This window comes from Paenibacillus tritici, assembly GCF_013204885.1.
GTDB classification, from domain to species: domain Bacteria; phylum Bacillota; class Bacilli; order Paenibacillales; family Paenibacillaceae; genus Paenibacillus_AQ; species Paenibacillus_AQ tritici.
Map to the genome: position 1 here is coordinate 54,051 of NZ_JABMKX010000012.1, position 14,424 is coordinate 68,474.

Annotated in this window: 10 protein-coding genes; all 10 read right to left on the reverse strand. The window is 55.7% G+C overall.

Annotated features, from left to right (window positions below):
* Positions 1-1,650, reverse strand: coding sequence for an extracellular solute-binding protein (locus HQN87_RS21535; RefSeq protein WP_173137522.1), 1,650 nt, complete (start codon positions 1,648-1,650; stop codon positions 1-3).
* Positions 1,651-1,810: 160 nt separating this feature from the next.
* A complete protein-coding gene (locus HQN87_RS21540) occupies positions 1,811-3,088 on the reverse strand; it encodes a glycoside hydrolase family 10 protein (RefSeq protein WP_173137524.1) in 1,278 nt (425 codons plus the stop codon).
* 24 nt (positions 3,089-3,112) lie between these two features.
* Positions 3,113-4,069: a carbohydrate ABC transporter permease gene (locus tag HQN87_RS21545; protein ID WP_425517030.1), complete on the reverse strand. Its 957-nt coding sequence runs from the start codon at positions 4,067-4,069 to the stop codon at positions 3,113-3,115.
* Between the two features lie 7 nt (positions 4,070-4,076).
* The gene (locus tag HQN87_RS21550) at positions 4,077-4,982 is read right to left on the reverse strand and encodes a carbohydrate ABC transporter permease (RefSeq protein ID WP_246553511.1); all 906 of its coding nucleotides are present in this window, start codon (positions 4,980-4,982) and stop codon (positions 4,077-4,079) included.
* The gene (locus HQN87_RS21555; protein ID WP_173137526.1) at positions 4,979-7,540 is read right to left on the reverse strand and encodes a DUF5696 domain-containing protein; all 2,562 of its coding nucleotides are present in this window, start codon (positions 7,538-7,540) and stop codon (positions 4,979-4,981) included. Before HQN87_RS21555 ends, HQN87_RS21550 begins: the two co-directional genes overlap by 4 nt.
* Positions 7,541-7,554: 14 nt before the next feature.
* Positions 7,555-8,181, reverse strand: a complete 627-nt coding sequence (locus HQN87_RS21560) for a YIP1 family protein (protein WP_173137528.1) — start codon at positions 8,179-8,181, stop codon at positions 7,555-7,557.
* The gene (locus HQN87_RS21565; protein ID WP_173137530.1) at positions 8,178-9,638 is read right to left on the reverse strand and encodes a hypothetical protein; all 1,461 of its coding nucleotides are present in this window, start codon (positions 9,636-9,638) and stop codon (positions 8,178-8,180) included. Before HQN87_RS21565 ends, HQN87_RS21560 begins: the two co-directional genes overlap by 4 nt.
* 18 nt (positions 9,639-9,656) lie before the next feature.
* On the reverse strand, positions 9,657-10,538 hold the full coding sequence (locus tag HQN87_RS21570) for a carbohydrate ABC transporter permease (RefSeq protein ID WP_042235212.1): 882 nt from the start codon (positions 10,536-10,538) through the stop codon (positions 9,657-9,659).
* A complete protein-coding gene (locus HQN87_RS21575) occupies positions 10,535-11,500 on the reverse strand; it encodes a carbohydrate ABC transporter permease (protein WP_042235210.1) in 966 nt (321 codons plus the stop codon). Before HQN87_RS21575 ends, HQN87_RS21570 begins: the two co-directional genes overlap by 4 nt.
* Positions 11,501-11,518: 18 nt before the next feature.
* Entirely contained in the window at positions 11,519-14,413 is a 2,895-nt protein-coding gene (locus HQN87_RS21580) for an extracellular solute-binding protein (RefSeq protein ID WP_173137532.1), read from the reverse strand.
* Positions 14,414-14,424: the final 11 nt, after the last annotated feature.

The window sequence follows — 14,424 nt, forward strand, 5'->3', positions numbered from 1 at the left end:
TCATTTCCTGTTCCCGCCCTTCTCCGCGTACCATTCATTGACCTCAGCCGTGATCTGCTCGCCGCCAAGCTTGTTCCACTGGGCCACGAAATCATCGAACTGGCTGATCGGTCTTCCCTGAATGATATCCAGAAAGGAGTCAATCTGAAGATTGTATAGAATATTCTGCTTCTCAATCATCGTCTCTGTAGGGGCACCGACGAAGCTCTCATAGAGCAGCTGAGATTTACGTTCATACCTGTCCAGGATGGAAAAAGCACCCGAAACCCCGTACGTCTTCTCCCAGCCCCAGCCTGTCTCGCTATCCGGGCCTCCGGCCTCATAGGCGGCAATCCGCTTCTGGATCGTCTTCGCTTCATCCTTAAGCACCGAGGCATCGCCGTCCCGCCGGAAGGTCTCCAATTGCCGGAAGGCCTCCAGATTCTTCCGGACCGGAAACGGCGTCACGGGCGACAGCTTCCATACCGCCTGCGGAGCGTTATAGAACCGCTCTACCTCGCTGGTCGCTCCCCAGTTCTTCTCCAGATGCAGGTTGATCAGCTTGATGAGCGCTTCAGGATGCGCTATCCCTTGTCTGACCGCCAGGAAATGGCTGGTGCTGAACGGAAGAGGAACCTTCGGCGGGGCCCCGGATTCCGATACAAGCGGGAAGGCTTGCCACTGGGCCTGCGGATTATGTGTACGGCTGAGCTGAACCAGGAATGATCCCCACTGCTCGCCGTACAACATTCCGATCTGTTCATTCTCGATCCATTCGCTGGCCTTGACCCCGTCCTTGAAGGCGAATTCCCTGTCGATCTGCCCCGTCCGGTACATGTCCTGAAGCACCAGCAGGGCCTTCTTGACCTCCGGCTGGATGCCTCCATAGACCAGCTTGCCGGTCTTGTCCTGCATCCATATCCCGGGATACGCGCCATAACCGGCCATGAACCCGGTAAGTCCCATTACCGGGTCCCACAGGTATTTGGTCGTTGCCAGCCCGTAGGTATCCTGCCTGCCATTCCGGTCGGGGTCCCGTTCGGTAAACGCTTTCGAGATTGCCAGCACATCCTCCATCGTCTGCGGCGGCTCCAGGCCCAGGTCTTCCAGCCAGTCCGTGCGAATCCACAGGAACATAGCGCCTTCAATCGACGAACTGGTCTCCGGGATCGCCATAAGCCTGCCGTCAATGGTGGCGGTATCGAAGGGTCCGGAGCCTTCCTCGCTCAGCACCTGCCGGGTCAGCGGCGTGGCATACTTGCTGTAGACCTCCGTCAGATCCTGGATCAGCCCCGCATTGCTGAGCACTCTTAACTGCGAGGCATTCACCCGCACAATATCGGGAATATCCCCGGAGGCCAGGGATACCCCCAGCTTGCGGGAGTAGATGGAGCTCCACTCGGTCCAGTCATAGGTGACCTTAATACCCAGCACCTCTTCATAAAGATCGGTCCAGCGGTTATGCTCCAGCGTCTCCCCCGGCAATTCCTTCAGGATCTCTTCAAGCGCATCGTTGTTCTCGCGCACGAAAGACAGCTCAACGGGCGGATCATACCTGCTTAGACCCGGCTCCTGATATAGCGGAGCGCCCCCCGTCTGTCCCTGAGGGACCGGAGAACGCTCCGGAAGACTATGGTTCCTCTCACAAGCGGTCAACGTCCCTACGGCCATACATGCTGCGACAGTCCAGATCATTCTGTTCCTGATTGTTTTGGGCACCAGTTGCAACCTCACTTTGCAAGAATATATATACCGGAATATTATATTATCCAAGCAAAGCAAAAGGAATTGTAAGGTGCAATTCTTGCACGGCTTACCATATCTTTACTACTTAGAAGCCGGTGACCGCCTGGAACGCCGGTTTGGGCTGATGCTGCCTGTCGAACAGCAGCGGCGCCTCGGTCCGGGCTACCGGGAAGGTGCTAAGCCAGGTATGATCATCCGCGATTCCCCAGAACATGACTCCGCTTAGCAGCTCCTTGCGCGCCCTCAGCGCAGCGAATAGTTCACCGTACCGCTCAGCCTGCCGCTGCAGGATGTCCCCCGGAACCTCCGGGCCGACATCGCTGAGATCGTTATAGACGTACAGGCTCATATCCAGCTCGGTAATCTGATTGTCGAGTCCCAGAGTGTGGAACAGCTCCAGCGATTCTATAATGCGCTCAGTAGCGGGGTATTCCAGATTAATATGGGTCTGGTGCCCCACCCCGTCAATCGGTACCCCCTTCTCCAGCATGTCCTTCACCAGCCCGTACAATATGTCCCGCTTCACCGGATCCTCTGTATTGTAGTCATTGATATACAGCTTGATGTCCGGTCCCCCGGCCTTGCGGGCCGCCCGGAAGGCCGTCTCGATGAATCCGGTGCCGGTAATCTTGTACCAGTTGCTGGCCCGCATACCGTCCGGGTCTCCCGGCTCGATGACTTCATTCACGACGTCCCAGGAGGTAATATCCTGCTTATACCTGCTGACCACCGTGGTGACAAAGCTGTCCAGCCGCTTCAGCAGCAGCTTCTTGTTCGCTTCGCGTCTCGATGGATCGGTCTCATCCACCATGGCTCCGCCCGCCTCATCCCGGAAGAACCAATCCGGCGTCTGGCTGTGCCAGACCAGCGTATGGAAGCGCAGCTCCATGCCGTTCTCCTTGGCGAAATCCACAATGCGGTCCGCCCGTTCCCAGGTGAAGCTGCCCTCTGCGGGCTCCATCGCATCCGGCTTCATGGCATTCTCGGCCACGAGCCAGTTCACATGCCGCTTCAGCAGTTCGGCTGCCGGTCCCTCCAGCTGGTCCGGTTCAACCGCAGCCCCTATGCGGAAGTAATCGGCGTACGCCGCCGCAAGCCGGGGAACCTCCGCCTGCACCGCAGGCTCCGCTGCAGCTTCGGGCGAAGCTGTAGCGGCCGGGGCTGCAGTGGAAGCCGCTGCCGGAGACGGGGCCGCAGTCGCGGATACCCCTCCGCTCTCCTGCTGCTCCGGCGGCAAGGTTGCCGGAGCGGCATTGCCGCCCGGGCCGGAGCAGCCGGACAGCCACAGGATCGCTGCGGCGAAGACCAGGCTCCGGGCCAGTCTGGCCGGGAGCTTCCGTCTGCCGTTTTTGGTCACAGTCATCCTCTCCCTCTCGTCATTCACGGTTTAACCTACAATTCCTGTACGTTCAATACTCTCCACGAAATACCGCTGCACGAACAGGTAGATGATAATCAGCGGCAGAATCGCCAGCAGAATCCCGGTATCCTGAACCATGCTCAGATAGAAAGGGTCTGCCTTGGAATTGGCCCCGTCCTCCAGCAGAATCGCCAGATTATAAGGCAGCGAGCCAAGCTGGGTAGCCATCACCTTGCTGGACGTCAGATAGGTCGTAGTGAAGAAGCTGTCGTTCCACTGCCACACGAACGAGAAGAGCAGCACCGTAACAATGGAAGGTATGGCGTTGGGCAGCATAATTCTGTAGAAGGTCTTGCCCACGCCTGCCCCGTCGATATAAGCCGCTTCCTCGACCTCTTTGGGAATCCCCCTGAAGAACTGCCGGAAGATGAAAATGTACAGCCCCGCCTTCAAGGAGTTCGCGGTTGCTGACGTTAAGATAAACGGCCAGTAAGTGTTAAGCAGATTGACCGATTTGCCGGTCAGCAGCGGAATCAGCCCCATCAGGCTGAAATCCTTCAAATTCAGATAGACCGGAATCAGAATCGTAATCGGCGGAACCAGGATCGTCAGGATGACCCCGGCGAACAGAAGCTGGCTTCCCTTGAACTTCAGCCGGGCGAAGCCGTACCCTGCAAGAGCGCAGGATATGGCGGTCAGAAGCGTAGTCAGCGCCGACAGGGTGAAGGTATTCAGCAGGGCCTGCCAGTAATCCATGATGCCGATCGCCTTAATGAAATTGTCGAGCGTATAATGCTCGGGAAGCCAGACGACGATTGGCGAATACAGATCGCTTTTATCCTTGAAGGCCGTGGAAATCTTCTGAAGCACCGGATAGAGGATCACGAACGCCAGGCCTGCAATGAGCGTCAGCCGTACGAAGGACCATATCCATTTCTTCCAGCGTTCCAGCGACAGCAAACGGTTCGCATGCAATGTTCCCATCCTCCTTTTAATCATAATAGAAGACCTTCCTCGAAATCAGGTAGCTGCTGACAGCCAGGATCAAGGCAACGGCTGCGAAATACAGCCAGGCCATCGCCGAGCTTAGTCCGAAATTGAACTGGGTGAAGCCGGTCTCCCGGATCAAATCGGTCATGGCGTTATTGGAGAAGGAGTCGATAATTGTATAGATGGCGTTCACCAGAATAAGCGGGCTGACCATCGGGAAAGTGATTTTCCAAAAAGCTTCATAGCCGGTTGCCCCTTCCATCTTGGAAGCCTCGTATAGCTGCGGCGAGATCGTCTGGATGCCGGCCAGGAAGATCAGAATCTGTACACCCGACTGGCTGACAATATCATATATTCGGCCCACGGCGCTGGTCAGATAATCAACCACCCATTCGCTTAAGCCCGCATCCAGCATCATTCCTTCCAGCTCGAACGTACCCAGGCCCTGAATCGCACCGGCCCCGGCATTCTGATCGTTGACGGCCTGAATCAGGCTGGTGCTCTCCAGGCTCAGAATCACCCCGGAGGCCAGAATAACCGGCAGGAAGAAGATAGACCGGGCCAGCGATCTGCCGATAAACTTCTGATTCAGCAGCACCGCCAGAAACAGGCTGAAGATGACGATGAGCGGCACATTAATGACCATATTCAGGATGGCATCGGCCAGCGAACGGTTGAATTCGGTATTCACCGTCAGCGCCTCCACATAATTCTGCAAGCCGCTGAAATGAATAATCAGTCCGTCGGAGTTGGCCTGCACCGAGCTTAGACTGTAGCGCAGCGAAGACAACAACGGAATCAGGAAGAAGAAGATGAAGCCGAGCAGCCAGGGCAGCACATAGAAGAAGCCCATTAATGCCTTTTGATCGTTATAGGTTCTGCGGTTCAGTCTCAGTATGGATTTCAAGATTGCTCACCACCCGTAATATAGCTTTCGGCTTCCACCGTGCGTCCTTCGGCAAGGACTGCCGTCCGGTTGTAGTTGACGATGACAGACAGACCGTTCTCATAGGTACTTTTATAGACACCGTCTGCCAGCTTCTCATGACCGGTCAGCCGCTGATTCTGCACGTTTTTCATCACCGCGTTGACTTCCAGATACATATCGGCGGCCTGATTGATCCATTGTTCATAATTGACCGCGTACAGGTTGCCGAAGTCTGTATCCTTCACCTTGTAGTTAGGCGCATGAATCCACTCGTAATAGAGGCCGGACCCATACTCCAGGCTTCTCAGCACATATTGTCTCGGGCTGGTGAAGGTGGACAGATTATACGGCTTGCCTGTGTAGTTCACATACCCCCGCACCACCATCGGATAGAACGGGATCTCCTCATCCTCCAGCTTGAACTGGCTGCTGGACACCGGTGCATTGGTAATATCGGTCAGATACGGCAGCGCATAAGCATTCCCGCCGTCCGCGAGAATACGGAGCGACTGTCCGGTGATCCGGTCCAGCGACTGGACCGATATCTGCTCGGACGCTGCCCGGTCGATCTCCTGATTCTTGCGGAAATCACTGTTCAATTGATCGGCCATGTCTCTCAGGGAGATGCCGCCGGTATCAAACGGCCCGATCCCCTTCAGCGTGGCATCGACATATCCGCCGACCTTGGCCGGTGAAATTATATAGGCCGGGCTGACGGTCCGGTCCCGCCGGTTCAAGGCCATATTGTACGGATAGACGGCCGCCGGAATTTCACTGAGCATCCGGGAAGCCTTCTGGTTCACTCTGAAGCCGGAGGTCTGGTTCGCTCTGAGCAGCGCAACGTCAGGGAATAGCTGAATACCTTGCTCCTTGGCGAACGCTGTCAGCTGGTTCAGCCCCTTGCTGCCGCCGAGCGCCTTGTCCACGGACAGCCGGTCCGGCACCTTGTGATCGAGGCCCCGGTTGAACCAGCCGGCATATTTCAGCCGGATATTGTCAATGCCGCGCTGCTGCATCTGTTTCAGAATAGTCTCTGCCTCATCGAAGGTGGTCAACGGCTCCAGCGATTGATAAGGAATGCCCAGCACATGCTTCGTCTTGGTAATTCCGCCCACCAGTTCAAGATAAAAGGGCGTACTCACAGGGGATTCCGGCGTTCCCGCCGCCTGCGCCTCAGGCAGTCCGCCGTGCCGGGTCAGATAGTTCTGGTAATACTGCGCCATGCCGGGATAAGACGCCTCGTCTCCGCTCAGGAACGCATACCGGATGACGTAATCCGTCTTGGGCGGCTCCTGCTGAAATCTTGGCAGGGTACGGTTCTGTTCGGCTGACGTCAGGGTAACCTCCCCCTTGGCGATCAGAGTGAAGCTCGGATACACGTAGTTGTAGCCGTTCAATCTGCCGCTGGTATCGGCGTTAATCGTGGCCAGCGATGCGCCCTGCTCAATAATGCCCAGCATCGCGCCTTGCTCGCGGATCAAGCCGAACACCGGCAGCTTCACCTCCTGCTGCTGAGCATAGGCGTCCGTGAGCTCCATGGACCCGTCCTTGCCGTATACAGCTTGCTTGTACGCGGGGTACCGGGTTTTGCCGTTGTTGAAATGAATCAGCGCCCCGGAGCCGTCCGGCACCAGGATGGAACCGGAGTCCTTACTCCCGCCGGCCCCCAGGAAGCTGAGGACGGAGATATCATTCACCGGATAATCGGCGGGATACCTTATGTCCGCTGCCGGAACCTTGACTACCAATTGATCCCCGTCAAGGGAGTATTCAATCGCGAGCTGGAAGATACGCGGCACCGGCTTAGTCTGGCTCAGGTTGTTCTCGGTGATATCCTGCTGCAGATCCTCCTCGGTGTACCCCGCTTCCTCGAAGCCCTTCAGGGTACGATCCAGCTGCAGCCCCTTCAGCGCTTCATCGTTACGCTTATACACGCCCTTCTCCTCATCGAAGGTGTAGGCGATCTTCATCGTCCGCTGCCCGGTCTTATCCATCTTGCTCACAATCTTCTCCTCGAACCGCTCCTTGCCCACCATCATGGGCAGATCCTCCGCCGTCTTGGCGGTCGTTCCGAACTGGTAGAAGACCTTGACGCCTTCCGGCGTCTGTTCCAGCTTCATTTGCTTGTGGGCCACGCTGTCCGTATACGAATTGACAGAGCTGACCTGGCCCAGATTATTGTAGAAATCCAGCTTGAGCTGCGCGGATAACAGGTCTTTATTGTCTCCGCTGGCCTTGGCATCGGCTTCACGATCAGGAGGATTGCTATACCAGATGCTTCCGTCCGCCTGGTTCTTGACGGCGATGCCCCCGGTAGCTTCATCCATAAACAGCCGGAGCTGCTTATTCTCCAGAACGCCCTTCATGCCATTCACAGCTGTATCGCCAAAGGCGGACTTCAGACCGCCCCCTTCAAAGGACATTTCAAGATTCGGTTCATGCCCGCCGGCCTGACTGCCTGAGCTTGACGATGTACAGCCTGCCAGCACACTCATACTGAAGAGAATCGAGAGCAGCATGATTAACGGCTTTCTCATTCCCGGTCCTCCTCCTATCCTCTCAAGACAATCTCTTGGTATATGGTTGAAATAAACACAATCATCTGCTGAACCAGACTGAAGAACAGCAGGGTCAGGAATGCCATGAACGCCATGGCGAGCACCGTGAGCAGAATCGTTCCGACCGTTTTGGACGGGGAGAACTGATGCACGGTCATAATGCCCACGAACAGCAGCAGGCCCGACCAGATGACGGCAAAGTTTTTGAAGAAATAATAAAAGGAGCTTTCCTGCGCCGAGATGTAATTGCTGATCCAGATCCACGGGAAGTTAATTAGCACCATCGGCAGCAGGGAGAAGCAGGTGGTAATAAAAATCTCCACGAACTTCCCTTCCCCGTCCATCAGCGTGGTTAGCGACCAGTTTGCCACACACCAGAAGAGCACGGGGACCAGCACATAGACCGCTTCCATCAGACTGTTCAGATACTTCGGATCACTATGATTCACCAGAAATCCGCTATATTGACTGCCCAATACATTGGTCAGAATCAGCATAAACAGAATGCCGAAGGACAGCATCAGGCTCGTTTTTTGACTGCGTTCATATTTGAGATCCCAGTATCCGTTGAACGGATGAACGATAACGTACAGCGGATGTTGCAGCGCTTCTCTGTTCAATGTAGCTCAACCTTCTTTCTGGCCTTCATTTTCCGGTACACTCTCAGGCCCAGCCACAGGGCTGCCAGCGTGATCAGAACAGTCATGATCGTGGAGAATTGTCCGCGGAGCACTTCCTTGCGGTAGAGCAGGAATGCTTTGGAATAGTTGGGACGGTCCATGCTGCGCTTGAAATACTCCGTCGCCTCCTTGTACTCTCCTTTGCGCAGGTAAGCCTTGCCTATGCCCGCATAAGCATATTCCATATTCGCATTCAGGTTCACAACCTGGCTGAACTGCTGATAGGCCATCTCCTCGTCACCGCTGTAGTAGCTTCTGACTGCGCTGTTCAGCATTCTTCCGTACTCTGTAGTCTGAAATACCGTAATCTCCCCCAGCGCCTGATCCAGCACAAGGATATCGTCACCGCTGTGCTCAATGGCAACCGGGGTGTTGAATTCGCCCAGGCGGTTCCCGATTCCGCCGATAATGTGCATCAGATATCCGTCCCCGTTGTAGGTGAACACCCGGCCCCGGGTGGCATCCAGCACGGAATAGATCTCACTGTCGCTCACATCAATATCCACGAGGCGCGGAGCGCCGCCCGAGCGCGTGGAGTAGAGCAGATCGCCGCTCGGCTTGTAATAGCCCTCTCTGCGCAGAATGTCTGCCCCCTGCGCGTTCAGCTTCTTGATCGGGTCACCGAACTCGTCCCCGTTGGTTGCGTAGAGGAAGCCTTCATCATTGATATCCAGATTAGTGAATTCGGTTGGCGTATACATCACCATCTGCTCACGCTGCGCCTGGGTCGATATGGATTTCCAGAAGTAATCCACAGCATCGACACGGACCCGGTTCGCGCCAGTGAAGGACTTGAAGGCTCCGTCTGCACCGAATTCCATGAACCCGTCGAATACGCCGGCTGACATCACATAGATCCGGTCTGCCTTGTCTACAGCTACACGGACAGGCTGAAAGTCAAAGCTTGCCGGCAGCAATTCCGACTTCGGTGATTCAATGATACCGACCACACTTAAGCCGCTATCGAAATGAACAATCCGCTTATTGCCTGTATCCGCAACATAGATCTCCTTCTGCTGCGTCACATAAATCCCCTGGGGATTATTGAACTTCTCCGCCTTCCCTTTGAACTGGAAGGCGTCTACCGTCTTTATGGATTTGTAGTTCTGATCCAGAATCACAAACCGGTTATTGCCGCTGTCCAGCACATAGATCTGCTTGTCGGCCGTTACCTGAAGATCCTGCGGATTCTTGAACTCACCCGCACCGGAGCCTGCACCCGTGATTAATGTGCTTGCCTGATAGGCGGACGGAGCCGCCACATTATACCCCCAGTATGAATAATTGTAGGAAGGGGCTGCGCTCTCCGCCGAGGCAAGCTCTCCGCCAAGCCCCAGGCTGACCAGGCAGCACAAGGCCAGCAGGCCGGTTCTCAGTTTCTTTATCCTTGCGACCATTGTCACCGTTCCTCCTCTCTACTCTTTCATACCGGATGTGGCCATCGTCTGGATGACACTGCTCTGTGAAATAATGAACAACAGGATCGGCACAGTCATCAGCAGCAGAGCCACCGCCGCCCCCACTCCGGCACGGGCAATCCCGCCCTGGATCACCTGGCTGAGCGCATAGTGAAGCGTCTTAAGGTTCTCGCTGTAGATGAAGCTGCCTCCATCCGTGCCCCACAGGGCCGGAAATTGCAGGATCATCAGCGTCAGCCAGGCCGGCTTCACATTGGGCATCACGATCTGCCAGAACACGCGGTATTCATTCGCACCGTCAATTTTGGCCGCTTCGATCAGCGCATCCGGGATCTGCTCCATGAACTGCTTCATCAGGAAGAGCCCCAGCGAGAAGGCCAGTGAAGGAACGATAATCGCCGCCTGTGTATTAATCCACCCGAGCTGTGACATGACCAGGTAATTGGGGATTGCCGTCACATGAGGTGAGAACATCAGGGACAGCACCACAATCCTGAACAGCATATTGGAGCCGGGGAACTTGAATTTGGCCAAAGGATAAGCCGCAGCCGAAGCGAGCAGGATATGGCCTGCGGTTCCTACCAGTGTAATCAGCAGGGTATTCGCTACATATCTGGTGAACGGCACCCAGGAATTCCCCATAATCACGACCAGATCGGTGAAGTTCTCCAGCGTCGGGTTCCGCACCAGGAATCTCGGCGGGAAGATGAACAGCTCATCCAGCGGCTTGAAGGCATTGTTCACGGTATAGATCAGCGGGAGAACCATGAACGAGCCGAAGGCGAGCAGCAGGCCGAACAGCATCAAGCTGACCGTAAAGGACCGGTTCAGTCTTTTTTGAGGGCGAAACGCCCCTATAACTCTCGAATACAGGGTCATTCACCCACCTTTCTGAGCAGTTTCTGGGTCATCATATTGGTTCCGAGCATAATGCCGAAGAGAATGGTGGCGATGGCAGAAGCATAGCCCATCTCAAAGCGGAGCGTCCCGTAATCCATCAGATGGGTTACCACCGTATGTCCCGCATAGTTGACGCTCGGGAACCCCGCAAGCGCGATGGAGACCTCGGCCACCGCGAACGAGGCGGTAATCTGCATGACCGCGCCGAACATTAGCTGCGGCCGCATGGACGGCAGCGTGATGAACCACAGCTCCTGCCAGCGGTTCCTGATCCCGTCCATCGCTCCTGCCTCGAACAGCGTCTGGTCCACAGTCTGAAGTCCGGCGATGAACGCCAGGAAGCTGGTGCCGAGACTCAGCCAGAGCTGCACAATAATGACAATGGCGAGAATGTACTTCTCATTCTGCAGCCATTGAATCGGCTCCAGCAGCACCCCGATCTTCATCAGGAAGCCGTTGAGATACCCGTAGCTGTCCCCCGAGAATACGATCAGCCAGATAAAGAACACATTGCCCGAGATGGATGGCGCATAGAAGACCAGCGTCATCAGCGCCCGGACGAAGGGCGACAATTCATTGATCAGCCAAGCGAACAGGAAGCAGGCGATATAGCTTAACGGACCCGTGATAACTGCGAACAGGAAGGTGTTCTTCAGCGCAATCATGAATACATCGTCGCCCAGAAGCAGCCTTGAATAGTTCTCCCATCCTACGAACCGCGGCGTCTCCAGCATATTGAAGTAGAAGAAGCTTAGCCCGAAGGAGACCACCACCGGGATCACAGTGAACAGGAAGAAGATGATCATATAGGGACTCATCATGAAATAATAATGCTTGCTCTTCTTGATATCTTTCCATAATTGCGCCCGGCGGGACACCTTGACGGGACCGCCGGCCAGCCCATGTAAGGCTGGTTCAGCGGTATTGTGTATTTGTACCATCGGCTCACAGCCTCCAAACTAATACGGAAGTTTGAATTCCTTCCGTTTGATCTGAATTTCATCGTTAATATAGATCAGATAATCCGACAGCGCTTCGCGCGGATTCACGTTCCCGTTAACCACCTTGCGGAACGCATTGTCCAGATGTCTGCCTGTGAAGTATCCGCCCGGAACCTGCGGATTGCCCTTCACCCATTGCCATTGGTTCTCCAGCTGGGTATAATCCTTCACCGGCCACGGCAATTCCTCCAGCGCCTCGATATTGGCGGTCGGATAACGTGCCGCCGCCCCCATCAGCCCTTCCATTTCCCGGCCGTACTGGACCTGGGTATCCTTATCTGTCCACCACTTCATGAACTCCCAGGACGAATCCTTGTCCTTGGCATTCTCCAGCAGCATTACGCCGGTCGTATGACTGGCTACGCTATGGTCCACCGTACCGTCCGCCGGCTCCGTTCCGGGCACCACCGCGAATTCCCACAGGTTACGGATCTCCGGCGCCATCACGGTCAGGCTGTTATAGATGGTATAATCGGCAATCCCGATCGGGATCTCCCCGGTCCGGAAGCGGTTCGGAAAGTCCACCTTCACCGGGAACTTGTAATTGGTATAGAACTGGGTCCATTTGTTGAATTCACTCATGGAGGTCTCCGAGTTCAATGCGCTTCGCTTCTGGTCGTCCGTATACAATTGCCCCCCGTTCTGATAGAGCAGCATGGTGAAGGCCGCATTCGGCACCAGTGTAGCATTGTTCAGCGTATCCTCCAGCGGCAGATAGAACTCCAGGTTATGCCGCTGCAGCACGGAGACTACGTTGTAGACCTCCTCCCAGGTTGTGGGCGGCTCCAGCCCAAGCTCCTTCAGAATATCCTTCCGGTAGAACAGCATCGGGAAGATCTGCTGCTCGGGAAGCCCGTAGACGCTTCCGTTATACTGGTAAGGCGTGAGGGCGCTGTCCCGGAACCGGGAGGCCACCTCCTTGAAGTCCGCGAAGCGGGATAAATCCGCAGATGCCTTACGCATGGCATAGTTAACCGGAAGGTCCTCGCCGATCTGCATGGCTACATCCGGCCCTTCCCCTGCCAGGGTGGCGGGCAGCAGAATGTTCGGAGGCACCAGTCTCAGTGCAACGGAGATGCCTGTATCCGGGGTGAACGTGTCGTCAATCATGCTCTTCATCACTTGCGCCTGATCCCGGCCGGTCGAAATCCAGACCGTGATCGACTTCTGATTCTTCGCCACATTACCGATGCTGTCATAATCAGCGGTATACGACGCGCCATACGCTCTAAGCTCATGCTTCAGCTTCTGGAAGAAGGTAGCCTGCGCACGGGGCAGCGGCTTGCCGGGTGCCGAGACCACCAGGGAATCCAGCGTCAGCGGCTGCTCCCGTACGCTAAGTATCCAGGTGCCCAGTCCGCCGACATTTGTTTTGAAGGAGACCAGCCGTTTGGCTACCGTATCCGGATGCTCTGCCATATCCTCCAGCTGGGTCACCATCGAGTACAGGACCGATACTTTGTCGCTGCGTTCTCCGGTCGCCTGCTCCAGATATTCACCGACACTGCGGATGATCTCTGCCTGCTCCTTGAATACCTTGGTCATATTCGGTATCCGCTTCTCCAGCTGATAATCGCGGAATTTGTCCGGATTATTAGAGGTAATCGCCAGAACATTACGGTACATTTCATTCAGGGTCAGGACGCTGGACTGAATGGTACGGACCAGAGGCGCGATATCGCCCAGCGTTACGGTCAGCCTTAGCCGGTGTGTTCCTTTGGTAAGATGGAACAGGTAAGGCTCCTCCCCGCCGAGTACGTTCATTTGCCAGCCGGGACTGTAATTGAACCGGATTTGCTTCATCTCGGTGAATGGATATTCACCGTCAATCGTCAAGCTGCGGTTGGCATAGACGCCCCGGAGCTGATTCTGCTTCTCCTTGAGCGCTATCCGGTACAGCCCGTCTTCGGGAACATCAATCTGCCATTCAATCCATTGTCCCGGCAGCTTCCAGTTCACTCCTCCGATCGTATTGATCCTTAAATTGGAGACATCATAAGGAACAACCGCCGGGCTGGAGCGGTCGGACAGCGGGTATAAGGTGGGCGAGGATTTGGCGGACGCCGCTTCGGCCTGAACCTCGATATCAGGCTCGGTTACCGGCTTCAGGCCCTGCGCCTCATACTCCTGCTTGGCCTCCGCATAAGGCCTCACTTCCCGGTCCTGGAACAGCTCAATGTAATCTATAGCCATCGGCTCGCGGAGTGCGCTCAGCGACAAGGTCTGCTTCCCCTGCTCCAGATAGAAGGAATACGGCTCCTCATAGAAGCCCTCACTGTCGGCAATCACCGTCGACTGCCACACCGGCTGCTCCACCTGTCTGGGGCGGAGATCGTTGCCGCGGTCATCCTGCTTGATGACCTCCTCACGGTTCCCCCAGACCCGGTCGAACAATAATGTGTCCGCACCCTTGAACGGGATCTGCTGATTAATGGAGAAGGAACGCTCAATGGAGGAGCTTTTGCCTTCCACCGGGTAATAATGAACCCGGATGTTATACAGTCCGGATTCCGGAACCGGCACCTCCCAGGAGATCGTTCCCTCTTCCGGGGTAATGACCGCCGTGCCGTCAAGCCCCTCGTATTGCGCTTTGACTTCAAAGAGGTCACCCTGATTGCGGGAATAGTCCTCCCCCTCAATGCGGAGCTCCCGCTCTGGCCGTGCAGCGTTCCCGTATTGCTTCAGATAAGCTTCATAGCTGCCTTCCTCCGCTTCCTGCAGGACGGCAGTGAACTTGCCCGCCGCCGGAGAATCGGAATGAACAGGCTGCCCCGGGGAATTCAAGATCCAGATCGTCCCGGCCAGCAGGACAACAACCAATATTATCGCTGTGCTCCTATTTCGAATATTCAACGTTCTCCTCC